This window comes from Verrucomicrobiia bacterium (assembly GCA_026414565.1).
Classification (GTDB): Bacteria; Verrucomicrobiota; Verrucomicrobiia; order Limisphaerales; family Fontisphaeraceae; genus Fontisphaera.
On sequence record JAOAIT010000035.1, the window covers coordinates 1 to 18,792 of the forward strand.

Below are 18,792 nucleotides of genomic sequence, written 5' to 3' on the forward strand. Positions count from 1 at the left end.
ATCAGTGCGGACACCACCTGGCTGGCGGCCAGCGGGCCCTACAACGTGACCGGCACGCTGACCATTGGCAGCGGGGCCACCTTGACCATCCAGCCGGGCACCACCGTCTACTTCGGCAGCGGGGCCAACCTGGTGGTGGCCAACGGCGGGCGCCTCCTGGCCGAGGGCACGCCCACCGCCCCCATCCGCTTCACCCGGCCCCCGGCCGCCAGCAACACCTGGGGCGGCATCACCATCAACGGCTCGGCCAACTCGCCGGAGACCCGCCTGGCGCATCTGCTCATCGAGTTCAACAACAGCACCGCCATCACCGTCACCGACGGCACCGTCTGGCTGGACAACCTGCGGTTTGGCAACCCCGCCCGCCAGTATCTGGAGCTGACCCGCGCCTCTTTTGTGGTGCAGAACTGCGAGTTTCCCGCCCCCACCGGCAGTTTCGAGCCCACCCACGGCACCGGCGGCATCAAGGCGGGGGGCCGGGGGATTTTCCGGCGCAACTTCTGGGGGAAGGTCAGCGGCTACAATGACGCCCTGGACTTCACCGGCGGGCAGCGGCCGGGGCCGGTGCTGGTGGTGTTGAACAACGTGTTCATGGGCAGCGACGATGACCTGCTGGACCTCGACGGCACCGACGCCTGGGTGGAGGGGAACATCTTCCTGCGGGCGCGGCGGGCGGGCAGCACGCCCGACAGCGGCAGCGCCATCAGCGGCGGGCAGAACGCGGGGCAGACCTCCCGCATCACGGCGGTGAACAACCTCTTTTACGACCTGGATCACGTGGCCAACGCCAAGGAAGGCAACTTTTACGTTCTGCGGGACAACACCGTGGTGTGGCAGAACGGGGTGGGCAGCCTGGATGCGGTGACGGCGCTGGCGGTGCTGGCCGATGCGGGGACGGCCCAGGGGGCGGGGATGTACTGGGAGAACAACGTGGTGCACACGGCCGAGCGGCTGGCGCGGGAGGTGACGACCGCGGTGGTGACCTTTACCAACAACGTGCTGTGGCAGGTGGCCGGCGGGGCCTGGACGGGGCCGGGGGGCGGCAATCTGGCGGTGGATCCGCAGGTGACGCGCTGGCCGGCGGCGGGGGAGACGGCCTTTACCAACTGGGCGGGGGCGCAGGTGCTGTGGCAGTGGCTGGGCCTGCGGCCGGGCAGTCCGGCCCGGGGCAAGGGGGCGACGGGCCGCTGGGGGGTGACGGTGGCGGGGGCGCCGGCGGCGGTGACGCCCGAGCGCGGGGCCACCTTGCGGGTGGGCTTCAATGTGACGGGCAACGGGATGCCCGCCGGGGCCTATCCGGCGGGGGCGGGTTACACGCATTACCGCTGGCGGCTGGACGGCGGCCCTTGGAGCGCCGAGACGCCCATTGGCACGCCCATTGTCCTGAGCGGCCTGCCGGACGGCCAGCATGTGGTGGAGGTGGCGGGCAAAAACGATGTCGGCTGGTGGCAGGACGACCCGGTGTTCGGCGAAGACGCCGTCGTTACCCGCGTCACTTGGGTGGTGGATGGCAGCCGATTGCCCGTCCGTCTGAATGAGCTCCTCGCCAGCAACCGGCGGGCCTTTGAGTACAACGATCGTACGCCTGATGCGGTGGAGCTTTATAACTACAGCAACACGACGGTGGACTTGTCGGGCCTGCGATTGACCGACGACCCGGCGGCCCCTGACAAGTATGAATTTCCCGCCGGCACCCTCCTGGGGCCGGGGCAGTACCTGATTGCGCTGGCCGCCAATGATGAAGGCCGGCCAGGGTATTATCTCGATTTCAATCTGCGCAAAGAGGGCGGCGGCCTCTATTTGTACGATGCAGCCCATCGGGGAGGCGCGCTCCTCGACCAGGTTCAATATGGCCCTCAGGCCACCGATTACTCCATCGGGAGGATGCCGGACGGGAGCTGGGCCTTGTGCCAGCCCACCCTGGGCCGGGAGAATGTTCCTGTGGCATTGGGCGACCCACGGCAGTTGCGTATCAACGAATGGATGGCGTCATCCCAGTTTAGTTCCTTCAATGACTTTGTGGAGCTGTTCAACCCGCAACAGGTGCCGGTGGATTTGAGCGGACTGTATCTGACGGACAAACCAGATGGTCTGCCCAACCGGCATGTAATTGCGCCCCTGAGTTTCATCGGACCGCGCAACTTCACCGTCTTCCAGGCGACAGGCCAGCCGGAGAACGGGCCGGATCATTTGAATTTCCGACTGGCCGCCGAACATGGTGACCTGGCTTTGCTGGATCGCGACCTGCGCGTGATTGATGCGGTGACCTATGATTTTCTTGCTCCGGATTATTCGCAGGGACGCAGTCCCAATGGCTCGCCCAGCGTGTTTGTCTTCAGCCAACCCACGCCCGGCGCGGGCAATCCTTTTGTGGGCGGCAGCACCAATGTGATCACCACCAACATTGTGTTGGTGGACTTCACCAGCACCTGGCGGTACCACGCCGAGGGCACCGACTTGGGCACCACGTGGCGCAACGTCGGCTACAATGATGCGGCGTGGCCCAGCGGGCCAGGACTTTTCGGCAAGCCGCAAAGCATCTCCTACCCCATTCCCACCGGCACGTTGCTGAATGAGTTGGGGCAGACGACGGTGTATTTCCGCACGCGTTTTGTTTACACCGGCGAGACCAACGGTTTCCAACTGGCGCTGTCCCACTATATTGACGACGGCGCCGTGGTGTATCTGAACGGCACGGAGATCCTGCGGTACAATATGCCGGCGGGCACCATCGTCCACAGCAATAATGCCTCTGCCAGCGTCAGCGGCAACGCGCCGCTCATCGGGCCGTTGATGCTGCCGTTGACCGGTTTGGTGGCGGGCACCAACGTGCTGGCCGTGGAAGTGCACCAGGCCTCGGGCAGCACGGACATGGCCATGGCCATGAATCTGACGCTGACCCGCAGCATTACCAACATCACCGGCGGCGCGGTGGTCATCAATGAGGTGTTCGCCCTGGGCGAGAACTACACCAACGTCCTCGGCGTCGCCAGCGACTGGGTGGAGCTGTTCAACCCGGGGGATCAGCCGGTGAACCTGGCTGGCATGAGTTTGAGCGATAACACCACCAACCCGGGCCGCTGGACCTTCCCGGCCGGCACGGTGCTGGGCCCGCGGAGCTATCTGGTCGTGTTGTGTGATGGACGACGGCCCGCCTCCACCAACCTGGCCAGCCTGATGAACACGGGGTTTGGCCTGAAGGCCGAGGGTGGCGGGGTGTATTTGTATGATGACACGCTCACCCTGCTGTCTTCGGTGGTCTATGGAATCCAATTGGCCGATTTCTCGATTGGCCGTGTCCCGAACGGGACCGGTTCTTTTGTTTTGAATGCTCCCACGCCGGGGGCCGCCAACATTGCCATGGCTCTGGGTAATCCCGCACTTCTGCGCATCAATGAATGGATGCCCAACGACCGAGATGGGCGGGATGACTGGTTTGAGTTGTACAACCCCGGCAGTTTGCCGGTGGCCCTGGGTGGTCTGTTTGTCACGGACGATTTGCTAAACCCCACGAAATCGCCCATCCCGCCCCTCTCCTTCATCGGCGGGGGCGGCACCAACGCCTTCCTGAAACTCATCGCGGATAATAATCCCGCAGCGGGGGCGGATCATGTGCGCTTCCGTTTGGATGCCACCCGTGAATCCCTGGGGCTGGCCACCTCCAATGGGTATATTGATACAGTCAGTTGGAATTATCCCGTATCCCAGCCTGGCGTGAGCGAAGGCCGATTTCCGGATGGAAGCACCAATATTGTCTTCTTCCCCGACACCCCGTCACCGGGCGAATCGAACTATCGTCCGCTGACCAATCTAGTCATCAATGAAGTTCTGGCGCACAGTGACCCGCCGCTGGAGGACGCCATTGAGCTGCACAATCTGACTGACCAGCCGGTGAATATTGGCGGCTGGTTCCTCAGCGATAGCAAAGGCACCCTGAACAAATACCAAATCCCGGTGGGCACGATCATTCCCGCGCGCGGATTCCGGGTGTTCTACGAGTATCAGTTTAATGAAAATCCGCAGGACAACCGGCAGGCCTTTGCCCTCAGCTCGGCCAAGGGTGACGAACTGTATCTGTCGGCCGCCACCACCAACGGCACGCTGACAGGTTATCGTACCAGTGTAAAATTTGGGCCGTCTTTTAGTGGGGTCAGCTTTGGTCGTCACGTCACCAGCGACGGAAGATCGGAGTTCGTCCCCTTGAGCCGCCGCACCTTCGGGGTGGACGAGCCGAATTCCGTCGCCGAGTTTCGGACTGGCACCGGCGCCAGCAATGCCTATCCGGCCATCAGTCCCGTCGTAATCCGCCAGATCATGTATCATCCGCCGGATCTGGGGACGGAAGACAACGTGATCCATGAGTTCATTGAATTGTACAACCGCACGACGGGCACCGTGCCGTTGTATGATCCCTTGTATCCGACCAACACCTGGCGCCTGCGGGATGCGGTGGACTTTGAGTTTCCGCCGGGCTTCAGCCTGCCGCCGGGCGGCTCGGTGCTGGTGGTTAGTTTTGATCCGGTGCGGCAGCCCGACTTGCTGGCCAATTTCCGGGCCACTTACCGGCTCTCCACCAACCTGCCCATTGTGGGACCCTATCGCGGCAAGCTGGACAACAGCGATGAAAGCATTGAATTGAAGCAGCCGGACACGCCCCAGCAACCGCCCAGCCCGGATGCCGGCCTCGTGCCGTATGTGGAAGTGGAGCGCATCCGGTATTACGATCGTGCTCCCTGGCCGGCCGCCGCGGATGGCACGGGTTATTCGCTGCAACGGGTGGCCCTGGACCTTTACGGCAACGATCCGGCCATCTGGGTGGCGGCACCCGTCAACTTCCTGCAAACCAACGCCATTGCGTTGAACACGCCGCCCAACCTGGCCCCCATCCCCAACCGCACGGTGGCGCTGGGGCAAACCCTGGTCTTTACCAATGTGGCATCGGATGCCGATGTGCCCGCCCAAACGCTGACCTTTGAGCTGGCTCCCGGCGCGCCGGCCGGCGCTCAAGTGCATCCGGTCACCGGCGTATTCTCCTGGACTCCGGCGGTGGTGGGCGTGTATCCGGTGACCGTGATTGTCCGCGACAATGGGACACCCAGCCTGAGCGCCACGCAGAGCTTCACGGTGACGGTGGAAGACCGGCGGGCCCAACTGGTCCAGAGCGGCGCCAACCTCCAGATTCGCTGGCAGACACAGGCTGGCCGGCAATACCAGGTGCAATACAAGGATCGCCTCACCGACCCCGTTTGGCAGGATTTGCCGGGCGGCTTGGTCACGGGCAATGGCGGACCGGTGGCCGTGCCCGATGCCCTCGTGCCCAGCCGGCCGCAAAGGTATTATCGGATATTGCTGTTGCCGTAGTCATTTTGCGCAGGCACAGTCAGATTCTGCCCCTGTAAAAACAGGGGTAGATAATGTTTTTTGCGGAGCACAACCGCCAAGGTGGCGTCCAACGGAGAGATGATTCTATGAGACACGGTTGGTGGATAGGTATTCTAGGGTATTGGTGGGCTGCGGCAATGCTCCTGGCCCAGGAGCCTTTCTGGATCAACATCGTCCACCCCACCAACGGACAATTCATCGCGCATCCCTCCACGCCCCTGCCGGTCACCGTGCAGTATTTCAACGCCGAAGGCACCGTCGTGCGGGTGGATTATTACCGGGGCAAAACCTATGTCGGCGAATCCACCAACCCGCCTTTCACCCTGGTGTGGAGCAACCCACCAGCCGGCACCCATTTATTGCGCGCCCGGGCCACCGATAACAACGCGGTAAGCGTGTGGTCACCCACGGTGGAAATCACCATCAACGCCGCCCCGCAGGTGACGCTCGCCCGGCCACGCGAGGGGGAATTAGTGGCTTTGGGGCTTCCGCTGGCCCTGACCGTGACAGCGGCGGATGAGGATGGCAGCATCACCAATGTGACATGGTATGTGGACGATCGCCTGGCCGCACAGTTCACCGGCCCGCCCTACGATTTAACCTTAACCAATTTGGACCTGGGACCACATTCCCTGCGGGTGGAAGCGACGGACAATTGGGGCGAAACCACCCGGCTTATCCGCAACTTCCAAGTCATTGTGCCCGACGCGGGTTTCACGGATGACTTTGAGCCTGGGGTGGAGCCGGGCGCATGGGCCGCCTTCGCCGGGGCGCTGGGCGTGGACGTTTTGATTACCAACTACGCCGGGGCGGTGTCCGGGGTCAATAGTTTGTGGTTTGGTGGCGACGATGAGCGGTATGCCATCACCCGCCCGCTTTCGCTCTTGGAGGGAGCCAGGGTAAGTTTCCAACTGCGCTATGCCGCTGGAGGGCGGCCCGTCTGGGGTGAAATGCTGCTGCCCGACGAGGCCGTGCAACTGGAATACCGGGTGGGAGACAATGAATGGACGGTGCTGGAGGTCTATACCAATGCCCAGTTGACCAATTGGACCTACATCATGGTGCCCCTGCCGCCGGAGGCAATCTCCACGAATACCCAGTTACGCTGGCATCAACCGGCCCATAGCGGGATTGGTTATTCTCAATGGGCTTTGGACGATGTTACCATCCATACCGGCGCCCGCCCCCCCACCATCCTGCGCCAGCCTGCCAATCAAGTGGCGAAGGAGGGGGACACCGTGGTTTTTGAAGTCGAGGCCGAGGGCAGTCCCCCGCTGGCCTACCGTTGGATGGTGAACCAGGCACCCTGGCCCTTCGCTTCCGGCCCAGTGCTGGTGTTGGAAGATGTCTCTGCGGGCCAGAACGGCTGGCGGATCTGGGTGGAAGTGAGTAATCCGGCTGGCGTGGTCACCAGCGCGGTGGCGTGGCTGACGGTGGCCCAGCCGGATACTGATGTATTCCGCATTGTAAGTTTTGCCACGAATAACGCGGTCACCATTGACCATGATAACTTGACGGGCGATGACCGGGGCGGGCTGGTGGTTTCCAGCAACCGTGTCTTCATCACCGGCGATAATAACACGGCGCATTACGATGCCGGCACTCTCGGCGGCGGCGTGCGCATGAATGTGATGCTCGACGGTTTGGTGGCGGATCTGCGCACCGAAAAAATTTACTCGCTGGCCCAAGGCACCAACCTGTTGCAAAGCTATAGTGTCAGTCAGGTGGATGGTCTTCTGGAATTGGATGGCGCGACAGGCGCATGGACCGGCCGGCGCATCGCATTCAACCTCCCCATCCCCATCAACTATTACAATGCCGGGGTGTTCAGTGGCAGCGGCAGGGTGCTGGTGTGGGCCAGTGGCAGGCTGTTCCATATCGCCTTGCCCGATGGCACCGTGACCGACCTGGGGGCACTTAGCCTTCCCCAATTCTACGGGTCTGAAAGTTGGGCCATTTGGGGTATTGCCGAATGTTTCAGCAATGCCCTGCATCTGGTCTATGTGCGGGACAACCGCAACATCGTCCGCAGCACCGTGGGGCCGGGCACCACTCCCGGTCAGCTTGGAGTGCAGACCACGGTGTTGCAGAACTTTTTCAACCTGGGTGACATGGCCAACATCGCCCTCTCCCTCTCCCGTAATCGGTGGTATTTTCATCACGAGGCGGGCTCCCAATTCCGTCCTAACGGAGGAGAAATACTGGGGTATGCCCCTGTCACCGTAGAGCGCAATCTGCAGGCCCCACCCTTTATTATTGCCCATCCAGTTTCCCAGTACATCGGCACCGGTGGCCGGGCGATATTGGCGGTCTCCGAGGCGGGGGCCTTGCCGCGCAACTATCAATGGTATCGGAATGGCCAGCCGCTGACCGCCAACACCAACCGCCTGGTGCTCAACCCGGTGCAAAGCGACATGCTGGGAGACTATTACGTGGTGGTTTCCAATCCCTATGGCAGCACCACCAGCCAGGTCGCCAATGTGTTGGTGGGGACCTTGCCCGTTATCACCAGGCAGCCGGGGAGCACCAACCTGCGCGCCGGCGAAACCTTGCGACTCAGGGTGGAGGCAGAGGGCACCGCACCGCTATGGTATGCCTGGTATTTCCAAGGTTACTTTGCAGGATACACCAACGCGGTGCTGACCTTGCCCGATGTAACCCTCGCGCAGCAGGGAAACTATTATGTGGTGGTCAGTAATTATTTTGGGGCGGTTACCAGTCAAATCGCCACGGTCACGGTGCTTTCGCCGCCGGTGATTGTCACGCAGCCTGCTGATATCAGCACCCTGCCCGGCGCTGATGACCAAATGCGGGTCACCGTGAATGGCACGGCACCTTTTACCTACCAATGGTTTTTTAATGGAGCGGCGATTCCGGGCGCAACCAATGAGACGTTGAAACTAAGCGGCATCGGGCCTCAACACGTCGGATCTTATCATGTGGTGATTACCAATTTATACGGGGCCGCCACGAGCCGGCTGGCGGAGCTGCGTTTCGTGCAAATGGTGCCCAATACTTTCCGCATCGTCGGCCTTTATGCCAGCAACAGCAAAACGATGGAGCATGAGGCGCTGACGGGGGATGATTGTGGAGGCATCGCGCTTTCGCGCAGTCACGTGTTTGTCACGGGGGACAACCGCACCGGCCGCTGGCTGGCGGAAGATTTATCCCAGCCAGCCGCAGTAGGGTCCTCTCCATTCTACGGTCTGGTGTGCAACCTGCGCACGGAAACGGTGTATTCCTTTGCGCAAGGCACCACCCTCATAACCGGAAGCGGCCAGCGCATTACTCATCTGGTGGAACTCCACGGCACCAATCTCACCCAGACGGGGCGCAGTATTACGCTTTCCCAGCCCATCACCAACAGCTACGGGGGCCTGGTATGCTCCGGATTCAACCGCGTGGGGTTGTATATCAATTCAACCCGCCTCTACTATGACATCGAGCTGCCCAGCGGCCGGGTCACGGTCTATGGCCCCGCACCGCAAACCGCCGATTTTTACATTTACGGCTCGGAGACCTGGGCCTCCTGGGGCGTGGTGGAATACTACGACGGTGTGCCCTATCTGGTGTACTGCACGATCGATTGGAATACCGGTCTGTCGTCCATCAACCGCACGCGGGTGACGGACTGGCAGACCTCGGTCGTCAACAACTTCGAGAGCCTGGGGGATATGGCCAATTTCACCGTCTCCATCCCACGACGGAGGTGGTATTTTCACCACGAGAGCGGTTCCCAATTCCGGCCCGAATACGGCGAAACGGTGGGGTATGCCGATGCGGCATTTCTCTTTGTGGACGCCACCAACGCGCCGCCGGAGATTCTCCAGCCTCCTACGGATCAAATGGTGGCATTGGGGGGACAGGCACAAATGAGCGTGATGGCCTATGGCGGCGAGCCGCTGAGCTATCAATGGCGGTTGAACGGCACCAATGTGCCGAATGCCACCAGTTCCTTGCTGGTGATCACCAACGTCGGTTATCAGCACGTGGGGGATTATACGGTGGTGGTCTCGAATGCCTTCGGCATGGCCATCGGAGGGCCGGCACGGCTGGCGATTGACCGTGGGACCCTCACCAATCGGCTGCTCATCTTTGGCATCACCAATACCTGGCGTTACAACCAACAAGGCTTGGACCTGGGCACGGCCTGGCGCGCTGCCGGTTACAGTGACTCCACCTGGTCCCAAGGCCGCGGCCTGCTGGCCTTTGAAGACAACCCCGCCGTGACGCCCATCAACACCACGTTAAGTCTCACCGCACCGGGAGGCGGCGCCATCACGACGTATTATTTCCGCACCACTTTCAACCTCCCCGCCATCCAGGGTGCCCGACAGGTGCGGCTGATCTCCTCCAACCTGGTGGATGATGGGGCTGTTATTTATATTAACGGCTTGGAAAAAGCCCGGATTCGGATGAACCAGGGCACGGTGACGGCGAGCACCTTTGCCAGTATCTCCGCGCCCGAGGGTGTGTACGACGTGCTCACGCTGGATACCAACGGCGTGGTGTTGGGCAGCGCGAATTTGATGGCCGTTGAAGTCCATCAACAAAGTGCCACCAGTTCGGATGTGGTGTTCGGCATGGCCCTGTTTCTGGAAGTCGTTTATCCCAACGATCCCCCAATCATTTTGCAGGAGCCGCAGGATGTGGAGGTGGACTACCTGGGACGCGTGCAGCTAGCCGTGTCCGCCACTGGCATGACCCCGCTGAGCTATCAGTGGTACCAAGGCAACATGCGCCTGCCCGCCTTCACCGGCCCCGTGTTGGAAATGGCCAATGTAACCTCCTTCCAGGCGGGCAACTATCGGGTGGTCATTAGCAACGCCGTGGGCGTGGTCACCAGCCGGGTGGCCCGGGTGACCGTGCGCATCCCCCCGGAAATCTGGGATCAACCGCAAGGCGCGGAGGGCTGGGTGGGCAATTCCCTGACCCTGTTTGTCACCGCCACCGGCACGGATTTGCGCTATCAATGGTGGCACAACGGCGCGGCCCTGCTCAACGCCACCAACGCCGAGTTATCCCTGGCCCCCCTGCTGTTGGCCCACGCGGGCGACTACTTCGTGGTCGTCTCCAATGCCTCGGGGGTGGTGACCAGCCAGGTGGCCACGGTCATCGTGCACGGCATTGCCCTGCCACCGGAAAACCTGCGATGGTCCAACGGGGTGCTGCGTCTGGCATTTGATCTTCCCGCCGCGCTGAGCTTTGACATTGAAGCTTCGGAAGATTTGCGGCAATGGCAGCGGGCGGCAAGCTTCACCAATCACCAAGGCCGGGTTCAATTCGAGGACCACCAGGCGGTGGGACGGTCCCGGCGGTTTTATCGGCTGAGACTTTTGCCGTAAGGCCATCTTGGAGCCGCCGCCCCCTGCCCCTTCATCAAGCGCCTTCAAATGGAAACATAAGTGGCTTATTATAAGCTACTTATAAATATTTATATTCCCGTTAATTATTAACCTGGCTGCCATGCTGCCGTAACAGGCCCAGCGTAGATTAGCCTCGGTTGAAAAAACGAAAAATAAGGGAATTAAGGGATGAGAGAAACAAGACAAAATCCGGGAGGGAATATGGACGCCGCAAATAATCACATCTGGCCTGAAAGCAACGGGGGCGATGCGGCGCTGACGGGCAAATCGGTGGCGATGCCCAAGGATGCCACGGAATGGGTTGGATCGCTGACCTTGGTACGCATGACCCTGGAGGCCATCGAACAAGTCAAACCGCAATTCAAACAAGCGCAGTTCAAAACCACCTTTGGCATCTACCAGGCACCCATGCTGCTGACGTTATTAACCTGCGCGTATGCGCGGGGGTTGACGGGTTCGCGGGAGATTGAGCTGGCCATACCGGGCGACCGGGCGCTGAAGTACATCTGTGCGGGCAACCGGCCCGACTGGAATGTGTTGCGGCTTTTCCGCCGACAATACAAGAGCCTGGTACAGAACTGCCTGGCTGTGCTGCTGGAAAAGGTCTGGGACAGCCAATATCCGCCGGAGCAACGCGTGCAAGCGCCGGAGACCGGCCACTACTCCACCAACTCGCTGGACCGCTGGATGCTGCCGCCCCGGCCCGATTTCCAGGCTGAAGCCGCCAAACGGGTGCGACTGGCCATTTTGGCGGACACCCTGTTGTCGGACGAGTAAACCGGCCCGCTACCTTGCTTGTCGCAGGCCCGCTCCTGTTAAGGACGCGGGCTTTTTCTTTGGCAGGCAGTTGGTCAAGCGGTTTGGCTTTTCGTGGTCTCCCCGGTTTTGGCCCGGAATCTGCTTGTAGCACCTTGGCCACGGCTATTAACAACAAATTGCCGTTGCCAAGGTGGCACGAAATTGAGAAAAAAGGCGCCTTGATGTAAATTAATGCTGATAATATGACTGTTTTCAAGTGGTTGAGGTGGTGCTGCACCACCGCGGTTTTAGTGGCACTGCCTTGCACAAGCCCCGCACAAATTGTGATTAATGAAGTGCTCGCCGACAACAATGCGGCGGTACGCAATGGCGATGGTTTTCCCAAAAGCTACGTGGAGTTGTACAATCCCACAGCTAACGCGGTGAGCTTGCATGGTTGGTTTCTAACCAATAATACCAATGTTAACGAGCGCTTCAAATATGCCTTTCCCCCGGGCACGGTGATTCAGCCGTTTGAATTCCTCATTGTTTGGTGCAATAAAACCACCAACGGTCCCGGTTTGTACACGGGATTTGATTTGAAGAAAGCCACCGACGAAGTCGGTCTGTACCGCGGCCCGACCAATGCGCCGACGCTGGTGGATTATGTGCGCTTTGGTTTTCAAATCGAAGACTTGTCCATCAGCCGTTGGCCGGATGGCAGTGGCGCCTGGCGCCTGACCATCCCTACGCCGGGGGCCGAGAATGCGGCCCCCATACCGTTGGGCACACCGCGGGCCTTGGTATTTAATGAATGGCTGGCCAACACCCCCACCACTGACGACTGGTTTGAAATCTTCAATCCCGCCACCAACCCGCCGGTAAATATGGAGGGGTTGGTCATTCAGGACAATGGCGGCGCGGCCAAACAGAAGGTGATTCCGCCGCTTTCCTTTATCAGCTCCAATGGCTTTCAGTTATTCTGGGCCAATGACAACGGCAGCGCCCGGGCACCCGCCAATGAGTGTAATTTCCGCCTGGGGGGCGACACGGGAGATGTGTTGATTCTCCTGCCTTATGTGGGAGCAGCGGCGGGAGAAGCCATACATCGCGTCATCGTGGCTGCTCAACCAGAAAATGTATCCGACGGATTGCTACCGGATGGCAACACCAACAACTTGGTGCGTTTCATGGTGAACCGCTCCACGCCGGGCAAGAGCAACTTTCAGTTGATTACCAACATTGTGATCAACGAGGTGCTGGCGCACACCGATCCCCCCCTGGTGGATGCGATTGAATTTTTCAATTTGACCTCCGAACCGTATCGCCTGGACCACTTCTACCTGAGCAACAGCGAGGACAACCCGCGCAAATATCAGTTTCCCACGAATACCGTGGTTCCCCCCAATGGCTTTTTGGTGGTGTACGAGAAAGATTTCAACCCCGATGGCACGGGCAATGCTCCCAGTTTCACGCTCAACTCGGCGCATGGGGATTCTGTGGTCCTGTGCAGCGCCACCAACCGCGGCGGTCCGCTTACCGGTTTCCGCCTGAGCAAGTCCTTTGAGGCCACCGCCAACGGGGTTTCCTTGGGCCGCCACGTCAAAAGCGACGGAAAAACCGACTTTGTGCCCATGTCGCGACTTTCCTTTGGCACTTCAGTCACCGCCAATGACCCGCCCGAAATGATGTCCGTCTTTTTGACTGGTCGTGGGGAGACCAATCCCTATCCGCTCGTCGGCCCCATTATCATCAGTGAAATCATGTATCACCCTCCGGATATTATTCAGGGCACCAATCGCCTGGACGATTCGCTGAATGAATACATCGAGCTGACCAATCTAGCGTCCACCAATGTGCCGTTGTTCACCCCCACCGAGCCAACGAATCGTTGGAGTTTGAACGGGGGCATTGAATTTACCTTCCCCCAAGGGGTGGTGCTGCCGGCGCGCAGCAGTTTGCTGGTGGTCAATTTTGATCCCGTGACCAATCTGACCCAACTGGCCATCTTCAGGGCCAAGTACAACATTCCCGCCAATTTCAACCGCATTTATGGCCCTTACAAGGGCAAGCTGGCCAATAGCACCATGTTGATTCAACTCATCCGGCCGGACCTGGCGCAACGCCCGCCGCATCCGGATGCCGGTTACGTGCCGCAATTGCTGGTGGAAAAAGTGCGTTACGAGGACCAGGCGCCCTGGCCCACCAACTTCGTGGACGGCGGCGGTAATTCGTTGCATCGCATCGCCCCGCTCTATGCCAATGATGAGACGAGCTGGTTTGGCGCCCCGCCGTCGCCGGGAGTGTTCTTCACGGCCAATCCGCCCTCCATTGTTCAGCCGCCGCAGAACCAGACCGTCCTGCAAGGGGGAACGGCCACCTTCAACGTGAATGCCACTGGCGATGCGCCGCTGGCTTATCAGTGGTGGTTCAACAACGCCGTCCTGTCCGGCCGCACCACCGCCTCACTGGTGCTGTCCAACGTGCAGCCGGCGAATGCGGGGACGTACTTCGTCACCGTGAGCAACGCCACGGCCACCATCACCAGTGCCCCGGCCACCTTGACGGTGGTCACCGCGCCGACGATTCCCCCCCCCCAAAGGAATCCGCAGGGAGCGATGCAACTGGTATTCAGTACGGCGCCCGGGTTCACGTACGACATTCAGGGGTCCCTGAATCTTTCCAACTGGACCACGCTGGCCACGTATTCGAATACGGGCAGCCAGGTTAATTTCACCGTGCCGATGACCAACGGGTGGCTATTCCTCCGCGCCCGCGTCCGGCCGTAAGCGCCGCCCTCCCGGGGCGCGGGGGCGGCGGGTGTTGAACAATTCCAACTGCGGTCCACGCAGGAAGCCGTATTTTTTCAAGATGCGGATCACCTGCAACAAATCACTTTTCTGGTAGTTGCGGTTGGCCTCCACGCTGTCCACCAAATCCGCCAGCACGTTGCGGAAAAGCAGCACGCCGTCCAGGCCCTTGCTTTTGAGGAATTCAATGCTTTGCTGCCGGGCCGTGTCCTGCACGGGCAGTTCCGGAGCCACGAGCAGTTTCAGCAGGGGCGGCGGCCCCGGATAAGCGCGCTCCAGACGCTGCAGGGTTTCCGGCTGTAAAAAGCGCAGCATCTCGGGCACGGCGTTGAGAAAGGCGGCGGTAAAGGCCTCCGTGTGCCAGCCCCGCACCACCACCACCGCACGGACAATGTGTTTCAAGTGGCGCGATTGCAGAACAAAAGGCAGATGGCTTGGCGTGGGCTGGGGCTGGGGATTCCATACCACAAAATCAATCTCCTCGTCCTCGCGCCGGACAGGGCTGACGGCCTTGCGCTCCTGGTGAATGAAAAAGCCATGGAGCTCAAAATACTCGCGCACGATGGTTTCACTGATGGCAGACATAGGCGTTAATCCTTGCTCTGGCCACCGGCTGGAATCACCGCCCCAGCCGCCGTTGCCTCCATGGCCTGCCGGATTTGCTCAGGCGACACGGGCTGACCCCATACCGCCCGGCCGAGGGCGAAAAGCAGGACAAACTTGATCTGGCCCTGGCTGACTTTTTTATCGAGCTGCATGGCCTGCAGCAGTTTCTCCCAGGGCACCTCGCCCGGGGCATAGTGCACGGGCAAACCGGCGGCGGCCAGCAGCCGGCGCAACCGCTGCGCCTCGGCAGCGGGCAGGCCGGTGTGTTGCTGCGAAAGCCAGGCCTCCGCCACCATGCCAATGGCAATGGCCTCGCCATGCAAATAATGCCCGTAGCCAGCGACTGCCTCGATGGCATGGCCCACTGTGTGCCCAAAATTGAGAATGGCGCGCAGGCCGGATTCGGTTTCATCCTGGGCCACCACCTCGGCCTTAATGGCACAGCACCGGGCAATGAGCGGCTCCCAGCGCTTCAAATCCAGCGCCATCAAATCGTTCACTTCGCGCTCCAAGCGGGTGAACAAATCGGCGTCGTAAATAGCCCCATATTTAATGACCTCCGCCATACCGGCCCGCAGCTCGCGGGGAGGAAGCGTCCGCAGCGTTTCTACATCACAAACCACCAGGCGGGGTTGATAAAAAGCGCCTACCAGGTTTTTGCCTGCGGGCAGATTGATGCCAACCTTGCCGCCCACCGAGCTGTCCACCTGCGCCAGCAGGGAGGTCGGCACCTGCACCAGGGGGATGCCGCGCAAATAGGTGGCGGCCACGAAACCCGCCAGGTCTCCCACCACCCCTCCGCCCAGGGCGATGATGAAAGATTTGCGCTCCACGCGAGCGGCGGCCAGTTGGTGATAGCAATGCTCCACCCACTGAAGGTTTTTGCTGGCCTCGCCGGCAGGGATGGAAATCAACTCTGGAGCGAAGCCGGCTTGTTGCAAACTGTTGGCCACGGTGGCTCCGTAGAGGGGCCCCACGTGATCATCAGTAATGATCGCGCAACGCGGCCCGGACAAATGCCAGCGGCGGCAGGCTTCACCCAAAGCCGGCAAATGGCCCGCTCCGACCAGGATGGGATAACTGCGCTCGCCCAGTGGCACGTTGACGGTGTGCATAGACCGTCCGCAGCATAAAAGGGCGGCCCGGCAGCGGCTAGGGTTTTTTTACTCCAATCAGTTCCAGCAGCAGGCGCTCCACCTCCAGGGCCGGCTTGCCGGTTTTGTCCGCCAGCGCGGCAGCATAGCCGGAGGCAAAGGCCGTGGCGGTCGAGGTGCCCGAGACAAAGAAGGTGCGGCCGGCAAAGGGGACCAACGAGCTGCCAGGAGCTACGCCGTCCACGAAATCGCCGCGGTTGGCCCAAGCGGCAATCTGGCCCTGGCGGTCGCCGGCGGTAATCGCAATGGCCTCAGGAAAAGCAGCCGGGTAAATCGGCACCGTGCCGGGCACATTGCCGGCTGCGGCGATGGGCAGGATGCCCTTCTGGCGGGCCGTTTGCAGAATATCACGCAGAAAGGCGCTCTCGCCCTCTCCGCCCAGGCTGTAGTTGATGATGTTGGCCCCGGCCTGAATGGCGGCATAAGTGCCCACCCCCACATCAAAGGTGGTGGTTTGTGGATTGTTACCATACACATCCACCCACACCAGCCGCACGCTGGTGGCCTGGCCGGGGGGCAAAAGCTGGGAAAGCCCGGTTAGAATGTCATAAGCCATGGCCGTGCCATGAGTGGGAGCATCCGTGGGCAGGGTGGCCTCGCCGGCCACGGAAATCCCCTTGAGGATCAGCGGATCCAAGTCCTTGCCCAAGGACTGGACGGCGGTGTCAATCAATCCCACAACAATCGGATTTCCGTCCCCAATGGGTTTGGCCGAAAGCATGAGCGGCCTGCCGGCGCCGGCGCGCAGCAAATCCACGTCGCCGGGACGTTGCACCCAGTAATTGGCATCCACCGATGCCACGGCTGGGTTTTGTGCCAGCCGCTCGCGAGCCGTCCGCGCAGCCTCCTCATTATCAAACTTGAGCCGGTAGGCATTCAGGCCGGCTGCGGCGCCAATTACTTTGGCGCCCAATGCCTTGGCAACATCGTCAATGGACTGGCCGGGTTTAAGCACAACAATCAGCTCATCGGGAATAAGGCCTGTGTCTTGGGACCCCTTGTCCCTGGCCACGATCAATTGGGTGGCCTCCTCCACCGAGGTGCGAAACACCATAAGCCGCGGCGGCTGACCCGGTTGCGGAATCAAAGCATAGCTGAGTGAACCCAGCAAACGACGCAGAGCCTCGCCCGTGGGTTGATTGGTGAATGAAACGGTTACGGTGAGGCGGGTTTCCGGCTCCAAATAAACCTGCCAGCCTGTCACGCGGGTTAACTCCGCCAAAACATTGGTGAGTTCCTGCCGTTGCAGCGTGGCGGAAAAAGTGCCCTGAGTGCGATCATGGCTGAGCCGCTGGGCTGCCATGCCCTCCCGTAGCAATCCCAGGGCCAGAATCCCCAGCAGCCATGTCCACCACCAGACCTTGCCCCCGTGCCAGAGGATGGATTTGCCGCTCATAATTAAACTACACCGCATGCCCTCCCAAGTTGTGGGCCATCCTGATCAGAACAAATGCGGCGAGAGGTAATACAGGCAGCCTGATTTAAGCTGGGGCACCTTAACGCCCAGGTCCACTTTGATTTCTGTCGTTTCGCTCCGGCCCAGAAGACGCAGGATACGCGTAAAATCAAAGGGCACGCCATAAGTGACCAGTTTGGGATCAGTCACGCCTGCCAGCCGCGCAGTATATTTCACGGCATCATCAAAAGTCCCCAATTGATCCACAAAACCGTGCTCCAGCGCCTGCCGTCCCGAAAGGATGCGGCCGTCAGCGTATTCCTCCCAGTTGGGGCGCAGGTTGGGGGCACGATTCATTTTGGAGGCATACGCCCGCCCCTCTTTGACGCGGGATTTGAAGGTCTCAAAGGCTTCATCAATCAGTTTCTGCACCATCCGGCGTTCCTCCTCCAGCAGCTTGCGTTCCTCGGGATTCATGTTCTCCAGGTCTTTGGCGCCGCTGAGCATGTCCTTGAATTTGCCGCTTTTATACACTTCCGGCCGCAAGCCGATTTTGTTCATCAAACCCCGGTAATTATAGCCTTGCATGATGACCCCGATGCTGCCGGTGATGGTCAGATCGTGCGCCACAATCCAACGGCAGGGCGCCGCCACGTAATACCCCCCTGATGCCGCCAGACTGCTCATGGAAGCCACCACGGGTTTTTGGGTCTTGTTCTGGAAATCGCGAATCAGTTGATAGATGCGATCCGAAGCCAGGACTTCACCACCGGGAGAATCAATCACCAGCACCACACCTTTAACGCGCTTGTCCTCCTCCGCCAGTTTAAGCTGGGCTTCAATGAGGCGGGGAAGGTCCAAATCCCCACCCATGGCACTGGCGATAAGGCCCTCCACATGCAAGACGGCCAGTTTATCATTGGATTCCCCCTCCCTCACGAGCACTTCCACCAGGTTGGGCCCGGCTTTGAGGCGGGGCTGGCCCAGGCTCAGCCCGTCCATTTCCAGGCCGCCAAAGGCTGAAATAAAGTTAAACATGAGGCTGCCCACCAACATCAATAACAGGAGCAGAGCCACGATCATCCACCCGCGCCCCTTGCTGCGGGGCGCTGGCGTGGCCACCGGCGTCACCGGCAACGGCGGCGGCGCCATGGGCACCGGCCGCGGAGCCGCCGACAGCGGCGGCTGGGGACTAGGCTGGGGACTGGCGCCCCCTTCAGGCGGTATGTGATTGTTATCCATAGTAGGATAAGCGTACTTCACGCCTCGCAGTGGGGCAAGTGGCATCCGCAGGTGGACAACAGGCGAAGGAGATTGATGCCCAGGCCGGGGGAGCGTAA

8 protein-coding genes and 1 pseudogene are annotated in these 18,792 nt (G+C 60.6%); 4 read left to right on the forward strand and 5 right to left on the reverse strand.

Annotated features, from left to right (window positions below; genetic code table 11):
* Window positions 1-1,051 precede the first annotated feature (1,051 nt).
* Window positions 1,052-1,149, reverse strand: a pseudogene (locus N3J91_08070) (PRC-barrel domain containing protein).
* 129 nt (window positions 1,150-1,278) lie between these two features.
* Here N3J91_08070 and N3J91_08075 point away from each other — a divergent pair.
* From N3J91_08075 to N3J91_08090, 4 genes are all read left to right on the forward strand, one after another.
* The gene (locus N3J91_08075) at window positions 1,279-5,361 is read left to right on the forward strand and encodes a lamin tail domain-containing protein (GenBank protein MCX8156387.1); all 4,083 of its coding nucleotides are present in this window, start codon (window positions 1,279-1,281) and stop codon (window positions 5,359-5,361) included.
* Between the two features lie 107 nt (window positions 5,362-5,468).
* Window positions 5,469-10,727, forward strand: a complete 5,259-nt coding sequence (locus N3J91_08080) for an immunoglobulin domain-containing protein (GenBank protein MCX8156388.1) — start codon at window positions 5,469-5,471, stop codon at window positions 10,725-10,727.
* Window positions 10,728-10,949: 222 nt separating this feature from the next.
* Window positions 10,950-11,525: a hypothetical protein gene (locus tag N3J91_08085; GenBank protein ID MCX8156389.1), complete on the forward strand. Its 576-nt coding sequence runs from the start codon at window positions 10,950-10,952 to the stop codon at window positions 11,523-11,525.
* A 224-nt stretch (window positions 11,526-11,749) separates the two neighbouring features.
* Complete coding sequence (locus N3J91_08090) at window positions 11,750-14,275, forward strand: lamin tail domain-containing protein (protein ID MCX8156390.1); 2,526 nt, start codon at window positions 11,750-11,752, stop codon at window positions 14,273-14,275.
* On the opposite strand, the gene N3J91_08095 is transcribed toward N3J91_08090, so the two are convergent.
* Genes N3J91_08095 through sppA form a run of 4 tightly spaced genes read right to left on the reverse strand, consistent with a single transcriptional unit; the run spans window position 14,246 to window position 18,694 of the window.
* The gene (locus N3J91_08095) at window positions 14,246-14,881 is read right to left on the reverse strand and encodes a hypothetical protein (GenBank protein MCX8156391.1); all 636 of its coding nucleotides are present in this window, start codon (window positions 14,879-14,881) and stop codon (window positions 14,246-14,248) included. The two genes, N3J91_08090 and N3J91_08095, sit on opposite strands and share 30 nt — an antisense overlap.
* Window positions 14,882-14,886: 5 nt before the next feature.
* Entirely contained in the window at window positions 14,887-16,017 is a 1,131-nt protein-coding gene (gene aroB, locus N3J91_08100) for a 3-dehydroquinate synthase (protein ID MCX8156392.1), read from the reverse strand.
* Window positions 16,018-16,054: 37 nt separating this feature from the next.
* On the reverse strand, window positions 16,055-17,452 hold the full coding sequence (locus tag N3J91_08105; GenBank protein MCX8156393.1) for a S8 family serine peptidase: 1,398 nt from the start codon (window positions 17,450-17,452) through the stop codon (window positions 16,055-16,057).
* Between the two features lie 45 nt (window positions 17,453-17,497).
* On the reverse strand, window positions 17,498-18,694 hold the full coding sequence (gene sppA / locus N3J91_08110) for a signal peptide peptidase SppA (GenBank protein ID MCX8156394.1): 1,197 nt from the start codon (window positions 18,692-18,694) through the stop codon (window positions 17,498-17,500).
* Window positions 18,695-18,792: the final 98 nt, after the last annotated feature.